General features: G+C 64.0%; 18 protein-coding genes and 1 tRNA gene. 11 read left to right on the top strand and 8 right to left on the bottom strand.

Annotation, left to right across the window (positions count from 1 at the left end):
• Nucleotides 1-33 precede the first annotated feature (33 nt).
• From ACK4S9_RS08255 to ACK4S9_RS08240, 4 genes are all read left to right on the top strand, one after another.
• Nucleotides 34-519, top strand: coding sequence for an acyl-CoA thioesterase (locus ACK4S9_RS08255; RefSeq protein ID WP_409724116.1), 486 nt, complete (start codon nucleotides 34-36; stop codon nucleotides 517-519).
• Nucleotides 520-600: 81 nt separating this feature from the next.
• A complete protein-coding gene (locus ACK4S9_RS08250) occupies nucleotides 601-1,167 on the top strand; it encodes a lipocalin family protein (RefSeq protein ID WP_409724002.1) in 567 nt (188 codons plus the stop codon).
• Between the two features lie 67 nt (nucleotides 1,168-1,234).
• Nucleotides 1,235-1,310: transfer RNA gene (locus tag ACK4S9_RS08245), tRNA-Phe, on the top strand.
• 244 nt (nucleotides 1,311-1,554) lie between these two features.
• Nucleotides 1,555-2,034, top strand: coding sequence for a DUF2231 domain-containing protein (locus tag ACK4S9_RS08240; RefSeq protein WP_409724000.1), 480 nt, complete (start codon nucleotides 1,555-1,557; stop codon nucleotides 2,032-2,034).
• Between the two features lie 14 nt (nucleotides 2,035-2,048).
• Here the strand turns inward: ACK4S9_RS08240 and ACK4S9_RS08235 are convergent, their stop codons facing one another.
• Nucleotides 2,049-2,462 carry a CopD family protein gene (locus tag ACK4S9_RS08235; RefSeq protein WP_409723998.1) on the bottom strand — a complete coding sequence of 138 codons (414 nt, stop codon included), beginning with the start codon at nucleotides 2,460-2,462 and terminating at the stop codon, nucleotides 2,049-2,051.
• 105 nt (nucleotides 2,463-2,567) lie between these two features.
• Between ACK4S9_RS08235 and coxB the strand changes: the two genes are divergently transcribed.
• From coxB to ACK4S9_RS08215, 4 genes are all read left to right on the top strand, one after another.
• Nucleotides 2,568-3,581, top strand: a complete 1,014-nt coding sequence (gene coxB, locus ACK4S9_RS08230) for a cytochrome c oxidase subunit II (RefSeq protein ID WP_409723996.1) — start codon at nucleotides 2,568-2,570, stop codon at nucleotides 3,579-3,581.
• Between the two features lie 95 nt (nucleotides 3,582-3,676).
• Complete coding sequence (gene ctaD, locus ACK4S9_RS08225) at nucleotides 3,677-6,109, top strand: cytochrome c oxidase subunit I (protein WP_409723994.1); 2,433 nt, start codon at nucleotides 3,677-3,679, stop codon at nucleotides 6,107-6,109.
• 3 nt (nucleotides 6,110-6,112) lie between these two features.
• A complete protein-coding gene (locus ACK4S9_RS08220) occupies nucleotides 6,113-6,472 on the top strand; it encodes a hypothetical protein (protein WP_409723992.1) in 360 nt (119 codons plus the stop codon).
• Nucleotides 6,460-7,344 (top strand): cytochrome c oxidase assembly protein, encoded by an 885-nt coding sequence (locus ACK4S9_RS08215; RefSeq protein WP_409723990.1) that lies wholly within the window; start codon nucleotides 6,460-6,462, stop codon nucleotides 7,342-7,344. Before ACK4S9_RS08220 ends, ACK4S9_RS08215 begins: the two co-directional genes overlap by 13 nt.
• 39 nt (nucleotides 7,345-7,383) lie before the next feature.
• On the opposite strand, the gene ACK4S9_RS08210 is transcribed toward ACK4S9_RS08215, so the two are convergent.
• On the bottom strand, nucleotides 7,384-7,827 hold the full coding sequence (locus tag ACK4S9_RS08210; protein WP_409723988.1) for a hypothetical protein: 444 nt from the start codon (nucleotides 7,825-7,827) through the stop codon (nucleotides 7,384-7,386).
• 453 nt (nucleotides 7,828-8,280) lie between these two features.
• Between ACK4S9_RS08210 and gdhA the strand changes: the two genes are divergently transcribed.
• A complete protein-coding gene (gene gdhA / locus ACK4S9_RS08205) occupies nucleotides 8,281-9,624 on the top strand; it encodes an NADP-specific glutamate dehydrogenase (protein WP_409723986.1) in 1,344 nt (447 codons plus the stop codon).
• 13 nt (nucleotides 9,625-9,637) lie between these two features.
• Here gdhA and ACK4S9_RS08200 read toward each other — a convergent pair whose 3' ends face one another.
• The 6 genes from ACK4S9_RS08200 to ACK4S9_RS08175 form a co-directional block, all read right to left on the bottom strand.
• Nucleotides 9,638-10,537, bottom strand: a complete 900-nt coding sequence (locus ACK4S9_RS08200; RefSeq protein WP_409723984.1) for a hypothetical protein — start codon at nucleotides 10,535-10,537, stop codon at nucleotides 9,638-9,640.
• A gap of 35 nt (nucleotides 10,538-10,572) precedes the next feature.
• Nucleotides 10,573-11,160 carry a TerD family protein gene (locus ACK4S9_RS08195; protein ID WP_409723982.1) on the bottom strand — a complete coding sequence of 196 codons (588 nt, stop codon included), beginning with the start codon at nucleotides 11,158-11,160 and terminating at the stop codon, nucleotides 10,573-10,575.
• Between the two features lie 35 nt (nucleotides 11,161-11,195).
• Nucleotides 11,196-12,311: a toxic anion resistance protein gene (locus tag ACK4S9_RS08190; protein WP_409723980.1), complete on the bottom strand. Its 1,116-nt coding sequence runs from the start codon at nucleotides 12,309-12,311 to the stop codon at nucleotides 11,196-11,198.
• 298 nt (nucleotides 12,312-12,609) lie between these two features.
• Nucleotides 12,610-12,819, bottom strand: a complete 210-nt coding sequence (locus ACK4S9_RS08185) for a DUF2945 domain-containing protein (protein WP_409723978.1) — start codon at nucleotides 12,817-12,819, stop codon at nucleotides 12,610-12,612.
• Nucleotides 12,820-12,843: 24 nt separating this feature from the next.
• Complete coding sequence (locus ACK4S9_RS08180; RefSeq protein ID WP_409723976.1) at nucleotides 12,844-13,806, bottom strand: MerR family transcriptional regulator; 963 nt, start codon at nucleotides 13,804-13,806, stop codon at nucleotides 12,844-12,846.
• A gap of 123 nt (nucleotides 13,807-13,929) precedes the next feature.
• The gene (locus tag ACK4S9_RS08175) at nucleotides 13,930-14,475 is read right to left on the bottom strand and encodes a DUF2058 domain-containing protein (RefSeq protein WP_409723974.1); all 546 of its coding nucleotides are present in this window, start codon (nucleotides 14,473-14,475) and stop codon (nucleotides 13,930-13,932) included.
• A gap of 73 nt (nucleotides 14,476-14,548) precedes the next feature.
• Between ACK4S9_RS08175 and ACK4S9_RS08170 the strand changes: the two genes are divergently transcribed.
• A complete protein-coding gene (locus tag ACK4S9_RS08170; RefSeq protein WP_409723972.1) occupies nucleotides 14,549-14,749 on the top strand; it encodes a hypothetical protein in 201 nt (66 codons plus the stop codon).
• A 132-nt stretch (nucleotides 14,750-14,881) separates the two neighbouring features.
• Entirely contained in the window at nucleotides 14,882-16,474 is a 1,593-nt protein-coding gene (locus ACK4S9_RS08165; protein ID WP_409723970.1) for a PQQ-binding-like beta-propeller repeat protein, read from the top strand.
• The last annotated feature ends 88 nt before the right edge of the window (nucleotides 16,475-16,562 follow it).

The raw sequence follows: 16,562 nt of genomic DNA, 5'->3' as shown, positions 1-16,562 counted from the left end.
CATAGCGACATCCTAGCTTTTGTCGAGTCCTGCATGAACCTGCCTTCCCACCAGCTGTCGATGACGGTCCTGATGACCCCTGACACGGCCAATTTCTCCGGTAACGTCCACGGCGGCACCATCCTCAAGCTGCTCGACCAGGTGGCCTATGCCTGCGCCAGCCGCTATGCCGGGCGCTACGTGGTCACGATGAGCGTGGACCAGGTCACCTTCCGCCAGCCGATCCACGTCGGCGAACTGGTGACCTTCCTGGCCTCGGTGAACTATGCCGGCCGCAGCTCGATGGAGATCGGGATCAAGGTGATCGCCGAGGACATCCGCTCGCAGGCGGTGCGCCACGTGAACAGCTGCTTCTTCACGATGGTGGCCGTGGACGACGACCGCAAGCCGGTGGCGGTGCCGCAGCTGGAGCCGGCGACGGAAGACGAACACCGCCGCTTCGAGCAGGCCAAGGCCCGCAAGGCCGCCCGGCTGGAGCTCGAACGCCGCCACGCCGAGCGCACCGCCGCACGCACCTAGCGCACATTTCGTGCGCTGGCGTACGGCGGGGCCGCGCCTGCTTCGGCTACCATCGACGCTCGACCATTCACGGGAACGACGATGAAAACCTCCCTGCTTGCACCGATGCTGTCCCTGCTGATGCTGTCCGGGTCCCCGTCCCAGGCCGCGGACCCGGCCGAGGCCGGCGCCAAACCGCTGGCCACGATTCCCGCGCTCGACGTCAAGCGCTACATGGGCACCTGGTACGAGATCGCGAAGTTCCCGAACGACTTCCAGAAAAAGTGCGTCGGCTACACCACCGCCACGTACAGCCTGCGCGAGGATGGCAGGGTGGACGTGCTCAACCGCTGCCGGCGCGCCGACGGCAGTACCGACGACGCCAAGGCCCTGGCGCGCCAGGTAGGCGGCGCCACCTCGCCCAAGCTGGAAGTGCGCTTCGCCCCGGCCATCGTGTCCTGGCTGCCGATGGTATGGGGCGACTACTGGGTGATCGACCTCGACCCGGACTACCAGTTGGCCGCCGTCAGCGAACCGAAACGCGAATACCTGTGGATCCTGTCGCGCACGCCGAAGGTCGACCCGGCCATCTACGATGCCCTGCTGGGCCGGCTGCGGGCCCAGGGCCTGGACATGAACCGGCTGGTGCCCACCAGGCAGGGCGAATGAAGGCTTCAGCCCCATTTCAATCGAGCACTACCGCTGGGCCAAGCCTTGTGCTAGAATGCGAGCCCTTGGCCTGGTAGCTCAGTTGGTAGAGCAGAGGATTGAAAATCCTTGTGTCGGTGGTTCGATTCCGCCCCGGGCCACCAAGAACAGTGTCAAGAAAAGCGCCAACCCATGCAGGTTGGCGTTTTTTTTTGCATTTTTCATCCAGCATGTCCGCTCCATCCCTGAGCACGCGAACGATGCGACGCGGCGGAGCGCGCTTCCAGGACGCTGTCGAATGCGTATCGCGCATCGCCGAATATCCAGCACTGATAAACTTGAATTTTGTTTAACAAAGCGGGGGCATTCGGCCCTGCTCAATTTGCATGCAGCATTTGCCTATAGTTCATGGCCATCAAAAGTCCGCTGCTTAAGCCAGCGCCGGAAAGCACGCACAGTGCGTTTGCCATCGCCGGCCACCCGGTACACGCGATGCTGGTGTCGTTCCCGGTCGCCTTCACACTGGGCGGACTCGCCAGCGACCTGGCTTTCTGGTGGACCGGGGATCCTTTCTGGGCGCGCCTCTCTGTCTGGATCATCGGCGCCTCGTTCGTCATGGGCAGCCTCGCGGGCCTGGCCGGCACGATGGATTTCATGATGGTGCACAAGATACGCCGGCATGTGGCGGCCTGGAGCCACTTCATTGCCGCGGTCATGCTGCTCTCGCTGATCGCTGCGAACTGGTGGTATCGCGTCAGCGACTACGAAGCGGCGGTGCTGCCCTGGGGGCTGTTCATGTCGGCGGTCAGTGCAGTTTCATTGAGCGTGGTTGGCTGGTTTGGCGGCAAGCTCGTGTTCCACCACAGCATAGGTAGCGACAATGAATGACATGCGCCTGCTTCTCAGAACGGCTTTTGGACCACCAGGGCAAGGATGGCGGGAATGAGCAGCATCGGCGCCAGCAACAGCATGCGATAGAACCAGGTCGAGTGCACGCGACCTTGCTCCTTGAGTTGCTCCATCAGATTCCCGCAATAGACATGGAAGAACACCATTGCCAGAACCAGGCTCAGTTTGACGGGCAGCCAGCCGCCGGAAAACCCGCGCGCGAATAGCAACCAGCCCCCGAACAGGATGGTGAGCAATCCCGAGGGAGTCATGACGAAAGCGTAGAGCGTGTGCTGAATCTTGAGCGAGCGCTGCCTGCCCTCCTCGTCTTGCGCAGAAGCCTGCTGAGCCAGCAGTTGAGGAAAATAGAGCAGTGTGCCAGACCACAGCAACAGAAAGGCGATATGCAAGCTAAGCACGAGCAACATAAGCGTTGGTTCCTTAAAGCAGTACCGTGGAAAGCGGTCAGCGTAAGCCCGCCATGACGTGGTTCGTGCCATGGATATTATTCTTCTTAACATAGAATCGGCGCCATGCATGATGTCTCATTAATCAATCGTCAACATCGAACCTGCCTGGCAGCGGCGCTGACGCTGCTGACGGGATGCGGGGGCGTACAGTCTTCCCTTGCACCCAAGGGCCCGGCTGCAGCGGAAATCGCGCACCTCAGCTGGATCATGTTCATCGGCGCTGCGTTGATCCTCCTGCTCGTGATGGTGCTGGCCTGGTATGCAATGTACCGGGCCCCGGACAAACGCGTGCCGGTCACGCCAAATAAACTGATCATGGCTGGCGGCCTCGCGTTCCCGGCGATTACATTGACCGCCCTGCTGGTCTATGGCGTGTGGTCCATGGGGTCGATACGCGGCGCTCCCCAGCCTGAACTGACCATCGACGTGACGGGCAAGCAGTGGTGGTGGGAAGTGCAGTACCAGCGCGACGTGCCCGGCGCAGCCGTCAGCACGGCAAACGAAATCCGCATCCCGGTCGGCGTGCAGGTGCGGCTGAGGCTGCATTCGAACGACGTCATCCATAGCTTCTGGGTGCCCAACCTGGCAGGCAAGATGGATGCGATGCCGGGCCGTGTGAACTCGCTGGTGATCCAGGCGGACAGCGAAGGGGTATTCCGGGGCCAGTGCGCCGAGTTCTGCGGTGCACAGCATGCGCGCATGGCGTTTTTCGTCATTGCCCAGCCGCGTGGCGAATTCGAGGCCTGGATGGCACAGCAGCGCGCGCCAGCCGCGGCGCCAGCCAGCGAACTGGGACGGCGCGGCGCGCAAATCTTCCGCGACAATGCTTGCATGGAATGCCATACAGTACGCGGGAGCGACGGGATTGCCGTCGAAACGCGTCTCGGCCCCGATCTGACCCATATCGCCAACCGGACGCACCTGGCTGGCGGCACGCTGAAGAATAATCGCGACAACCTCAAACGCATCATCGCGGACAGCCAGGGCGTGAAGCCTGGCAGTCACATGCCCTCTTTCCCCGACCTGGGCGCCGACGAACTCGAGGCCCTGGCCGTTTACCTGGAGGGATCACCCTGATGACATCGCCAGCTTCGCCCTCCTCTCCCGCACCTGACCGTGCGTCCCACCTGGCACGCCTGCAGGCCGTCTGGGAGAACCGCCCTGGACTCGGCATGTTTACGGTGGTCAATCACTCGACCATCGGTTTGCGTTTCATCATCACCGGTTTCATTTTCTTCCTGATCGGCGGCGTCCTGGCGATGTGGATACGCAGCCAGCTGACCTTCCCTGGCAACGATCTGCTCGACCATAAGACGTATGCAGAAGCGTTCACCATGCATGGCACCACCATGATGTTCTTTTTCGCGGTGCCCATCATGGAAGGTATCGCGGTCTACCTGCTGCCCAAGATGATCGGCGCGCGCGACCTGATTTATCCGCGCCTGTCGGCATTTGGTTACTGGTGCTATCTCTTCGGCGGCATCCTGCTGTATTCGAGCTTTCTGTTCGACGCGGTGCCGGACGGCGGATGGTTCATGTATGTGCCGCTGAACAGTGCGCAGTTTTCACCAGGCAGCAATGTGGATTTCTGGTTGTTGGGCGTGACCTTTGCCGAGATTTCCGCAGTGGCGGCCGGCGTGGAACTGATCGTCGCAATATTGAAAACCCGCACCTCCGGCATGGCGATCCATCGCATGCCGCTCTACGCCTGGTACATCCTCGTGATGGCCTTCATGATCGTGTTCGGATTTCCTCCATTGATCCTGGCGTCCATTCTGCTGGAAATAGAGCGCGCATTCGGCCTGCCTTTCTACAACACCGCGCTGGGGGGCGACCCCTTGCTGTGGCAGCACTTGTTCTGGATATTCGGCCATCCGGAGGTCTACATCATTTTCCTGCCGGCCGCCGGCCTGGTCACGACAATGCTTCCCACCTTTGCGCGCCACCCCATCGTGGGCTACAACTGGGTCGTCATGGCGGTGATTGCCACTGGCTTCCTCAGTTTCGGTCTCTGGGTGCATCACATGTTTGCGGTCGGTATTCCCTTGCTGTCGCTCGCCTTTTTCTCGGCAGCCAGCATGGCGGTCGCCATCCCGACCGGCATACAGGTGTTTGTCTGGATTGCCACGCTGTGGTGCGGCAGGGCTGTGATGAGTACACCCATGCTGTATATCCTCGGCTTTTTGTTCATCTTCGTGCTGGGCGGCCTGACCGGCGTGATGGTGGCACTCGTGCCTTTCGACTGGCAGGTACATGACACGCATTTCGTTGTCGCCCATTTGCACTACGTTCTGTTTGGCGGCATGGTTTTCCCGCTGTTTGCAGCCTTCTATTACTGGTTGCCCTTGCTGTCCGGGCGTGAACCCTCCCTGCACCTGAGCCGCATTGCGTTCTGGACCATCTTCATTGGCTTCAACGTCACCTTCCTGCCCATGCATCTGACCGGGCTGTGGGGCATGCCGCGCCGCGTGTACACCTACTTGCCGGAACTGGGCTGGGATCTGCTGAATCTCATCTCCACCGTGGGCGGATTCATCTCCGCCATCGGGGTGGCCATCCTGATGGTCGACGTGATCACGCATTTTTTTGCAGGCAAGCCAGCCAAGCCGAATGCCTGGAATGCGGGAACCCTCGAATGGGCGATGCCGACGCCGGTTCCGCCCTACAACTTCGCATCGCAGCCGCATGTCGATAACCGTGAACCCTTATGGAAGGACCCCGATCTGCCGCGGCACATCGAGGAAGGACGCCATTTGCTGGGCCATGCCGACGTCAACCGCCGTGAAACCCTGATGACCAGTATTACGCACGCCAAGCCGCAAGCCGTGGTAATTCTTCCTGGCAATACTGTCGTGCCGCTCATCGCCGCCGGCTTGACCTCCCTGTTCTTTATCGGCTTCCTGGCAAAGCTCTACTGGCTTGCCGCCGTCGGCGCAGCGGCATCGCTGGGCTCCCTGCTGGTATGGGCCTGGCAGAACGGATCGCGGCATGAGCTGGATGACGTGGACGGGGGCAGCCATGGCCTGCTTCCAACACATAACAAGCTTTCCATGACGCCGGGATGGTGGGGTACCCTGTTCGCCCTGTTGGCCGACGGCACACTCTTCATCTCACTACTCTTTGCCTATTTTTACCTGTGGATCGTGTCGCCGCAGTGGCCGCCGGCAGAATATCGCCAGCTCAGCCTGGTCCTGCCGGTTGCCGCGTTCGCAGTACTGCTGCTGGCCGGACTGGCGGCGAGTCTGGCGGAAGTCTGCATCCGGAAGTTGCGCAGCGGGTGGGCGCAGGTGCTGTATGTCACCGCGGCCGTGTCCGGCGCGCTGTTCGTGGTATTACAGGTCTGGGCGCTGCAGGGTAGCGGAGTGTCCGCAAAAGAACATGCGTACGGCGCCTTGATCCATACCATCAGTGGATTCCAGATCGTGCATGTCGCCATTGCGATCATCATGGCCCTGTTTGCCTTGCTGCGGGTGCGGCATGGCTACCTGCATCGCACCAGGCCAGGCGAGGGCAAGGTGGTGTCGCTGTTCTGGCAATACACGATGCTGCAATGGCTGCTGGGTTTCGCGACCATCCATGTATTTCCCTTGGTCATGGGGAGCTAGTCGATGGATTCTTCGACCTTGAAGCGACTGCTCACGCTGGTAGGCGCGCCGCTCATCTGGATGGTGCACTTCGTCGTCTGTTACGTCATCGTGTCGCTCGTATGCGCATCGCAAGCCGATGCATCGCGCTTCATCGGCTTGAATGCCGCGGAGCTGGGTGTGGCCGCTTCCACCTTGCTTGCAGGGGCGCTCATCATCGCTCTCGCCGTCGCCAGCCAGCGCCGCTGGCGTCATCCTCCGGGCCCCGATCCGGACATCAGCCGCTTCTTCGCCATTGCGACCTTGTTGCTGTGTGCAATCTCGCTGCTGTCCATGCTATGGGTCGCGTTTCCAACCTCAATATTGCCAACATGCGTTTCCTGAATCCTCATTTCTGGCGGTATTCCGCTATCGCCCTGTTGCCGACGCAGGCATTCGCCCACCCGGGGGAAGATCACGGTAGCTGGTGGACACTGGACCCGCTCGTCGTCATGCCGATGGCCCTGTTCAGCGCCCTCTATCTCGGTGGACTGCTTTCGCTGCGCCGCAGGAAGCATGCAGGTGTTTCGATGCGGCCCCTGACGCTGTCGAGTGCCGCACTTGGCGCGATCGCGCTGTTCCTTGCGCTGATCTGGCCGTTCGACGCCTTCTCGGAATTCAGCTTTGCAGTCCATATGGCACAGCACATGCTGCTGATCGTGGTGGCCGGTCCGCTGCTGGCCCTGGGGAGAATCGGCATTCCCATCAATGCTGCCATTGCCGCCGCATCGCCTGCCGCAGCCGCCGCGCTTTCCCTTCCACGCAAATGGCTGCGCCTGTTGCTGATGCCTTCCGTCGCCTTCATCCTGCACGGCGCGGTCATCTGGATCTGGCATATACCCCAGCTGTTCGAACTCGCACTGCGTGTCCAGTGGATTCACATACTGGAACATCTGAGCTTCCTGGCTGCCGGCTATTGGTACTGGACAGTATTGATACGCCATAGCGAGAACGAAGGCTACGGATCGGCTGCGCTGTCGGTGCTGTCGACGCTGATGCATACCGGCCTGCTGGGCGCATTGTTCACCTTCGCATCGCGTCCCATGTATGCCACTTACATCGAGGCCCAGGGCAGCGTGGAAATGGCGCTGCAAGACCAGCAGCTGGCAGGGCTGCTGATGTGGATTCCCATGGGCGCCTGTTACCTCATCGGTGGATTGGCATTTGCGGCGGCATGGCTGCGTACCGCGGATGGGCCGAAGGAACGGCGATCGTAGATACACCGGTGTCCGTTGTCGGCGGAACCGGAAGTCCTGTCATTCCTTCCTTTCCTTGAATTCAGCATCGATCACCATGTCATCGGTGCTCCTGGAAGGATTGCGGCCGGCGAATGTGTAGAAGGACGATGCCATTCGATCGAACATGGCCTTTCTCAACCAGGGGAAGGTGAGAAGAAAAGCCAGCGTGAAACCCGTAAACATGGCGGACACGCTGTCGCCCAGCCACAGGAAATTCAGCAGGCACAGTGCGAGTATGCCGGCGATCAGCGGCCGGCGGACAGGTTTGGGCAAGAGGCCGACAATGCGCAGCTTGCCATTACTTATCCAGGGAAATCTTGCAAACAGAACGGCAAGGAGGAGTCCCGCCAGGAACCGGCCCGTGCCGAGATAAGCGGCCAGGACCCCGATCACCAGGAAACCGGTATAGGTCATCGTGGCGGCCAGGGCTGCCAGCAGCAGCAAGGCGACAGCGAGCGTCAACTTGGGCGCACGTGTCACCGCATTGATTAAAAGGCGTAGGATTTGTGTACTCCTGCAGAGGGACGTTAAAAAGGCCAAGGCGAATTTTAACAATACTCGCCTGGATCGAGCTGTTCAAGAACGCTCTTTCGGCGCCCGGGCTTGCCATTTCACCCATCGCCCCTCGCAGCCGCTTCTGCTACCATACTTCCCTGCCTGCGCGCGGAGCACCATCTTCACGCGCCGGCAACAACATCGAGACACCGGTCCATGAAATCGGTGTTTCTGTCTTCGGGTAGCCAACCCACCCCTCCATACGGCGAGGCGGACCCCACAAGGTGACGCCAGCCGCTACACGACGAGTCCCGGCAACATGCCGGAGCTTCGTGCGTGCTCGCCGTTCCCGTGCATGACCTCGACGACGTCCGTCGATGGAGTTGCCTGGACCCAGACATTCTCGATCTTGGAAGCCACATGAAATACGCATCTGTACACCAGTTTTTGCAGCACGTCGCCGACCGCAATCCCGGCCAGCCTGAATTCCTGCAGGCCGTCACCGAAGTCATGGAGAGCCTCTGGCCCTTCATCGAACAGCATCCCAGGTACGCCGAGCAAGGCTTGCTCGACCGCCTGGTCGAGCCGGATCGTGTGGTGATGTTCCGCGTGTCTTGGGTGGACGACCATGGTCAGGTCCAGGTGAATCGCGGCTACCGCATCCAGCACAGCATGGCGATCGGTCCGTACAAGGGTGGCTTGCGCTTCCACCCTTCCGTCAACCTGTCGGTGCTGAAGTTCCTCGCCTTCGAGCAGACCTTCAAGAATGCCTTGACCACCCTGCCCATGGGCGGCGGCAAGGGCGGCTCCGATTTCGATCCCAAGGGTAAGAGCCCTGGCGAAGTCATGCGTTTCTGCCAGGCCTTCGTGAGCGAGCTGTTCCGCCATGTCGGCGCCGACACCGACGTGCCGGCCGGCGACATCGGCGTCGGCGGCCGCGAAGTCGGCTACATGGCCGGCATGATGAAAAAGCTGAGCAATCGCGCCGACTGCGTCTTCACCGGCAAGGGCCTGAGCTTCGGCGGTTCGCTGATGCGGCCGGAAGCCACCGGCTACGGGACCGTGTATTTCGCCGAGGAGATGCTCAAGACGCGCGGCCGTTCCTTCGAGGGCCTGCGGGTGAGCGTCTCCGGCTCGGGCAATGTGGCGCAGTACGCCGTGGAAAAAGCCCTCTCGCTGGGCGCCACGGTCGTCACCGTGTCGGACTCGAGCGGCACGGTGATCGACATGGAAGGCTTCACCCGCGACAAGCTGGCCGTCCTGATGGAGGTGAAGAACCACCTGTATGGCCGCGTCAGCGATTACGCCGAACGCACCGGGACCCGCTTCGAAGCCGGCGTGCGCCCGTGGCACGTACCGGTCGACGTGGCGCTGCCGTGCGCGACCCAGAACGAACTGGATGCCGACGATGCCGCGGTCCTGATCCGCAACGGCGTCCTGTGCGTGGCCGAAGGGGCGAACATGCCCTCGACCATCGAGGCCGCCAAGGCATTCGAAGCGGCCGGCGTGCTGTACGCGCCGGGCAAGGCCAGCAATGCCGGCGGCGTCGCGACCTCGGGGCTGGAAATGAGCCAGAACGCGGCGCGCCTGTCCTGGCCGGCCGCCGAAGTCGATACCCGCCTGCTGCAGATCATGCAGGGCATCCATGCCTCGTGCCTGAAGTACGGCAAACGCGCCGACGGCAGCATCAGCTATGTGGACGGGGCGAACATTGCCGGGTTCGTCAAAGTGGCCGACGCCATGCTGGCCCAAGGGGTGATCTGAGCCGCTTGCCTCCTTAACTGCCTTTCTGGGCCTGCGCCATCTCCAGCGCAGGCAGGGTCACCGTCAGGAAGGACGACACCTGTCCCACCAGCTCGGCGGCTTGCTGGCGTACCTGCCCCATCTGCAGGATCGACAGCTCGGCCTGGCGCACCGCCTGCTGGATCAGCGTGCGGCGCTGCACGAGGGCATCCGACAGGGTCGCGTCCAGCGCGCCGCCGGCGAGGGTCGACACGACGGCGAGCGCAGCCGCATGCAGGGCCAGGTTGGCCGCCGACGCTTCGAGCTCGCGCATGGCGGTATCGCTGTCCGCGATGAGCTGCAGCAGCTGCGCCCGGCTCGCCGCCAGCGCCGGCTTGAACTGGGCCGGCGGCGCCGGGCGGCGGAACAGCTTGTCGAACACGCCGGCCGGCGCCCTGGTGCTCTCCAGCGCCGATTCGAGCAGCGCCGGCACCGCCATCCGGGTGAAGGCCAGCACCAGCTCGGTGATCGGCTGCAGCAGCGCGGCCTGCTCCATCAATGGCCGCTCGGCCCACTCCGTGACCACCGGAAGCTTCACCGGCAGCAGGCGGCGGAACAGCGCCGCCAGGCGCTGCCCATCCTGCTCGAACAATGCCGGGTAGTCCGTGCGCGCGATCGCCAGCGCATCGCGCACCGCCGGATGATCCTCGCTCTCGAACAACACCCTGGCCGCGGCTTTCGGAGGCACCGCTGCCGCCGGCGCCGCGGGCAGGTCGTCGAAGGACAGCGCCCGCGGCGGGCCGCCGGCGGCAGGCGGCGCGGCCGCGGCTTGCTCCTCGGCGCCGAAGTCGAAGGCCTGCGGCACAGGCGCGCGGCCGGCCGGCTCGGCGGAAGGGTCGGCGAGAGGCTCGGGCTCCTCGCCGAAGTCGAATGCCTTGGGCGTCTGCGCTGTCATCGGCTAGCCGGCATCGGGGCGGGAGCGCGTGCTCCTCAGACGGTGCCGCCGAGCTTGCGGATGAAGGTCGCCAGGTTCAGCTTGAAGCCGGCGCCCACGGCCTGGAAGCGCCATTCGCCATCCTTGCGGTACAGCGAGCCGAACTGCAGAGCGGTCTTGTCCGCGTAGTCCTCGTCCAGGTCGTACTCGGCGATCGTCTCGCCGGTCTCGTCGTTGTACACCTTGACGTAGGCGTCGGTGACCATGCCGAAGGTCTGCTTGCGCACCTCGGCATCGTGGATGGTCACGACGATCGGCATCTCCACCACCTCGGCCTCGACCCTGGCCAGGTCGACGGTGATGACTTCGTCGTCGCCATCCTTGTCGCCGGTCCGGTTGTCGCCGGAGTGCACCACCGCGCCGTCCGGGGAGGTGGCGTGGTTGTAATACACGAAGTGGGCGTTGCTGATCATGAGCGGATGGTCGTTCGCATCGCGCCGGCACAGGAATACCGACGCGTCGAGATCGAATGGCTGGCCCTCGACCGCGTTGACCTTCCATCCGAGGCCGATGCGAACGCGCGTCAAGCCCGGCGCGCTTTTTTCGAGGTTGATGCGATGGCCGGTGTGGAGCGTCGTCGACATGGCTTTCCTTTTTCCTTATACGATGAAAACGGTATTCAAGCGCCGCTGGGCGAAAAACGCGCGATCAGCTCGCGTTCCAGTTCCTGCAGCTTCGGCAGCTCGGCCTGGCGGCGCTGCTGGCCTTCTTTCGAAATCTGCTCGAGCTTGTCGAAGGCGGTCACCAGCTGGGTCTGGACGTGCTGGGCGGTTTCCAGGCTGACCAGCGAGCGCTGCTTGGCGCGCGCCACGGTCTCGGTATTTTCCAGCAGCATGTCGGCCTGGGCGCGGAAGGCCGCGTCGGTGGCGTCGTAGGCGGCGTTGGCGACCGCCGCGCTCTGCTTGGCCTCCAGTTGCAGCAGGTAGAGCGAGAACACGTTGCGCCAGGCCGGAATCGACACGTTGACGATGTCCGTGAAGGTGTCGGTCAGCGCCCGCGCATTGTCTTGCGACAGGCGGATCTGCGGCACCATCTGCGTGGCCATCAGCATGGCGCGCTTGAGGTCGTCGATGCGCTTTTCGAGGCGTTCCAGACGGCGCTTGAGCTCGGTAGCCTGCTGGGCCTCGAAGGCATTCGCCGGCGCGGCCTGCTGGGCGACCGCCTGGCGCAGCCGCGCCGCCCATTCCTCGCCCTTCTTCACGTCGGCATCCAGGCCCTGGTAGTAGGCTTCGAGGCCCTTGTACATCTCGTCGAAATCCTGGATGCGCGCCCGGTGCACGTTGGCATGCCGCGTCATTTCCTGGATCAGGGTGTCCATGCGCGATTCGACCACCTGGTACTGCGACAGCATCTTTTCCTTGACCGAGCCGAACATGTTCGACAGGCGCGACACCAGGCCACCCGAGCGCAGCTTGGCCGGGTCGAGGCCCTTGGACGTCGCGATCAGTTCATTCAATTGCGTGCCGAACACGTCCGCATCCGATGCGCGCACGGTGCCGAGCAGCTTGGCCGACACCTTCGCCACGCCCGCTCCCGTGGAACCGCCCAGGCCCTCGATCGCCTTGTCGTCGATACCGGAGAGATCGACGCGCACCAGCGGGGCCGCGCTCGCCTCGGGACGCGCCGCCGGCAGCGTGTTCGCCGTCGCGGAAGGATCCAGCAAGGGCGGAAACGCGGGCGTCGCGGGCGCGGCGGATGCGTTCGCTTCGTCGTCGGAGGAGAACAAGGGTTTCATAGGATTCCTTCAGGGTGGAAGTGACAACATGAATAGCTTACCACTGGACAATCCGGCTGGGCCAGCGCCGGCGCCAGGTCCTCGCTTGTCTACCCGTGTTGGGTCAGTATAACCACTCCACAGCAGGAGTCCCCTCGATGTCGCATGCGCGCGTCGTCGTCCCGAAGTCGTGCGCTTGACGGCCGCATCGATCCGGGAGACGCGATGAATACGCTGAGGAATGGGCAATTCAACGAACTGAAGGGTGCGATTCGAGGAGCCATCCTGCAAGCGGGCGATGCGGGCTACGACGCCGCCGCTATGCCTTCTTGAGCGCGTCCGCCTTGTGCGCCGCCTCGGCGCCGGTCTTGTCGCTGACGACCAGGTATTCGGGATGCTCGCGCGAGGCGGCCACGTGGTGTCCCTTGATCTCGGTGGGCGCCGTCAGCTTCTTCTTGACCGTACCGTATACCGTGCCTTGCGACGATTGCCATTGCACCTTGTCGCCGGCTTTGAACGCGTCTGCCATGCTGGGCTCCCTTGAACGGCAGGCTCAGGCCGACTTGCCCGGCAAGGGCAGCCCTTCCGCCAGCGCCAGCCTTTCCATGGCCGCTTCCAGCACCATGCGCGCACGGCCCGAGGCCAGTTCGAGCTCGCGGTGCAGGCGTGCGTCTTCCTGGTTGCGTGACGCGCATTGCGCGCTGTAGCGCTCGAAACTGCCGACCATCATCAGGATGTCCGACAGGTGGCGCGGGCATTCGCAGGACAGGCGGTTGCCGGCTGCCGTGATGGCCGCCAGCGCCTGGTCGTCGAAACGGCGCGGCGCCACCGCCTCGCCTTCGGACTCGGACGCGGGCAGCCCCTGCCCCACCAGCGCCGAACGGCACAGCAGCACCAGTTCGCCGATCTCGGCCGGCACGCGCGCCACCAGGCAGCCCTGGGCGCGCAGCGCGCGGATGGTGGCGCTGCCGCAGAAGCGGTACAGCACCACGGTCGCTTGCGGACGGGTGATGTCGCGTGCCGCCGCTACCTGCGCCACCGAGGCTTCGTCGAGTTCCGAGGCTTCGATCAGCAGCACGTCGAGCGCCATGCCGTCTCCCAGCGAGGGCACCTGGTCGAGCCGGGCGCAGTGGCGCTGCACCTGCAGCGCGCGTCCGTCGCGGCCGCTGGCGGCGATGCGGCGCACCAGGCTCTCGCCGACCACCAGCACGCGCATCGGACCGCTGACTTCGGCCGCACGCGCCGCGTTCGGGGCGACCATCTCTTCCAGTCGCTCGACCGGCAGGCCGGTCAGCACGCCGATCGGGTGTCCCAGGTCGACCAACTGCTTGAGCAGGCCCAGGCGCCGCACCTGCTCGGCCGTGTAGAGACGCTGGCCGTGCGCCGAGCGCTGGGTATCGGACAGCGCATAGCGCCGCTCCCAGACGCGCAGCGTCTCCACGGGCAAGCCCGCCAGGCGCGCCGCGACCCCGCTGCGGTAGGTGACTTCGCGGCCCTCGCCCCGCTCTTGATGCATTCTGTCGTTCATATGACCCGCCGTTAAACAGTGATCTGATGAGTATCCCGCTACAACTGCGAGACATTGCTAGTTTAACTCAAAATCGTCAAATATAGCTGTTCAATAGCGATTCATAGGCGCTTACCAGGTGAAATCGTCCGGGATCTTGAAGTCCGCGTAGGGATCGTCCTCCTCGGCCTGGGCGGCGGCCTGCTTGACCTGGATCACGCTGGCCGGGTCGCGCTCGGCAATCTTTTCGCCGATCACCTTCGGCACCAGTTCGTAGTTCCCTTTCAAGAACACGATCGCCAGCCGGCCCGCCACCAGGTGCTGCCGTACCTGTTCGGAGACGTAGATGCGCTCGATCTTGGTGCCGTGCGTGAAGTTGTAGGCGATGTCGCCCTTGCCGCTCTTCGCGCGCGGCTGGCGGTTCTGCTCCACCAACTGGGCGATCTGCGCCTTCACCGCCTTCTGCGCGGCCTCGGCATCGCGCTGGGCGTTCAGTTCGCGCGCCCGCTCGGCGTTCTTGCGCTGCATTTCCAGCGCGGCCTCGCGCGCTTCGTTGACCGATTCGGTGCCGGTACGGCGCTCGATCTTTTTCTGCTTGCTCTTGTCCTGGTTGACCTTCTGGACCTTCTTCTTGTCCACCAGGCCGGCTTTCAGCAACTGCTCCTGCAGCGAGACCATCGTTCCACTCCTTCATTGCATGGGGGCCGGCGGCACGGCGCCGCCCGGCGAAGCCGCTAGCATAGCAAACCGCATGATTTATGCATGTGATATGGACAGCGACTGTCAACTCATCCATATTGACCGCTTCACATTGCCTCTTCCGAGCCATGCGCCCATTTGCCCGCCCATCCTGCCCTCGCTGCTGGCCCAGTTCAGTGAAAGCAGCGAGAACCGCGCGGCGGTGGCCGAGCCGATCGCCAACGGAGTGAGCTGCCGGGCGTTTGGCAGCTGACAGGCGCTTGCCGGCCAGCGCCTGTACGTCGGACCAGGTCCCCGTTCGGCACAGCGCAATGCCGCATGCGCCCGGGGGTGCCAGAATCGCCCACTTACAAGCTATCCTGCTCATCCTTACTGGAGCCCCTTCATGTCCTTGCGCCTGCCTGGCCTGTTTTCCTGTGTTGCGCTGTCCTTGCTGTCCGCCTGCGGTGGCGGCGGTTCCTCGCCCCCGCCCGCGCCCCCGACGCCGCAGCCATCCGTGTCGCTGACGCTGTCCGGCGCCCCGCTCAGCCGCGATCTCGCCGCCGGCGACGAAGTCGGCGTGGCGGTGGAAGGCAGCTGGAGCGGCCAGCACCTCGACGGCCCGGTTTACCTGAGCGTGCGCGACAGCGCGGGCCGCTTCACCCAGCCGCAGGCCCAGGCCGCCAGCGGCAACAGCTTCAGCTTCGCCCTGAGCACGCTGCCGGAACTGGCTGCCGGCAACCACGCCGGCAGCATCGAGGTGCGTGCCTGCAAGGACCCGGCCTGCGCCGCCACCTGGCCGGGCACGGCCGCGCTGGCCTATACGCTCAAGGTGGCCGCCGTCGGCGACTGGGAAATGCACCAGCGCGACGCCGCCCACAGCGGCTATGTGCCGATCACGCTCAACCCGGCCCGCTTCGCCAGGGCCTGGGAATGGAAACGCGCCGCCGGCAGCGAACCGATCGGCGGCATCAATCCGGTCGTCGCGGCCGGCGGCAAAGTGTTCGTCACCACCGACGTCTACTTCGGCGAAGGCGTCGTGCAGGCCTTGAACGAGAAGGACGGCAGCGAAGCCTGGCGCCGCTCGCTCGGCCAGGTGCCCGCCTTCGGCCCGCCCTCGGTCAGCGGCGCACGCGTGTACGCCGCCGTCACCGGCCACGAACAGACCGCGCTCTGGTCCTTCGACGCGGCCGGAGGCGAGGTCCGCGCCAAATCGGGCTTCTCGGGCCAATGGCCGCACGTGATGGCCCCGACCGTGTTCCGCGACCAGGTGCTGACCGGCGCCGGCTACTACGGCGGCGAAACCTATGCGTTCTCGGCCACGACCGGCGCGCGCAACTGGGTGCACCAGGCGGGCGGCGCATGGGACATGTGGGCGCCGGCGGCCGACGAGACCTACGTCTACCACCACAACGGCGCCGCGCTCTACCTGATCGAGCGCGCCACCGGCGCCACGGCCGCGAAGATCGACGACCCGATGGGCAACAACAGCGGCTATGCCTACCATGGCGGGCCGCTGCTGGGCAGCAAGCGCAACGCCATCTCCTTCGCGGGCGGCGCCTTCAGCGGACGGGCATCGTCCAACGTGGAACAGTACGACCAGCGCGTGCTGTCGAGCTTCGACCTCGAAGCGCGGCGCTACAACTGGAGCAGCGCCAGCGCCTACCTCACGGTGCCGGCGCTGGCCGAGGGCGTGCTGTACGCCGGCCGCAACCAGCCTGCGGTGCTCGACGCCATGGACGAGGCCAGCGGCAAGGTGCTGTGGAGCTGGTTCCCGCCGGAGTCCAGCGAGACCCTGCACCGCAACATCATCGTGACGCGCAACCTGCTGTTCGCCAGCACCGACCGCGCCGTGTATGCGATCGACCTGGCAACGAAGAAGGTCGTCTGGCGCCATCCCGAGCCCGGCATGCTGGCGCTGTCGGCCGGGCGCACGCTGTACATCGCTACCGGCGCACGCGAAAGCGACGGCCGGCTGGTGGCGATCCGCCTGCAGTAGGGCAGCCGACACATGCTCCGGACGTAGCGGCCAGCATTCAGAAGTTTAGCTAATAAATCATGCGCCGATATTAGATTTTCTAATGATC

The organism is Massilia sp. (assembly GCF_046293535.1).
In the GTDB taxonomy this organism is placed as follows: domain Bacteria; phylum Pseudomonadota; class Gammaproteobacteria; order Burkholderiales; family Burkholderiaceae_D; genus Telluria.
The sequence above is the reverse complement of the archived record's forward strand: the minus strand, read 5'-3'. Positions and strand labels throughout refer to the sequence as shown.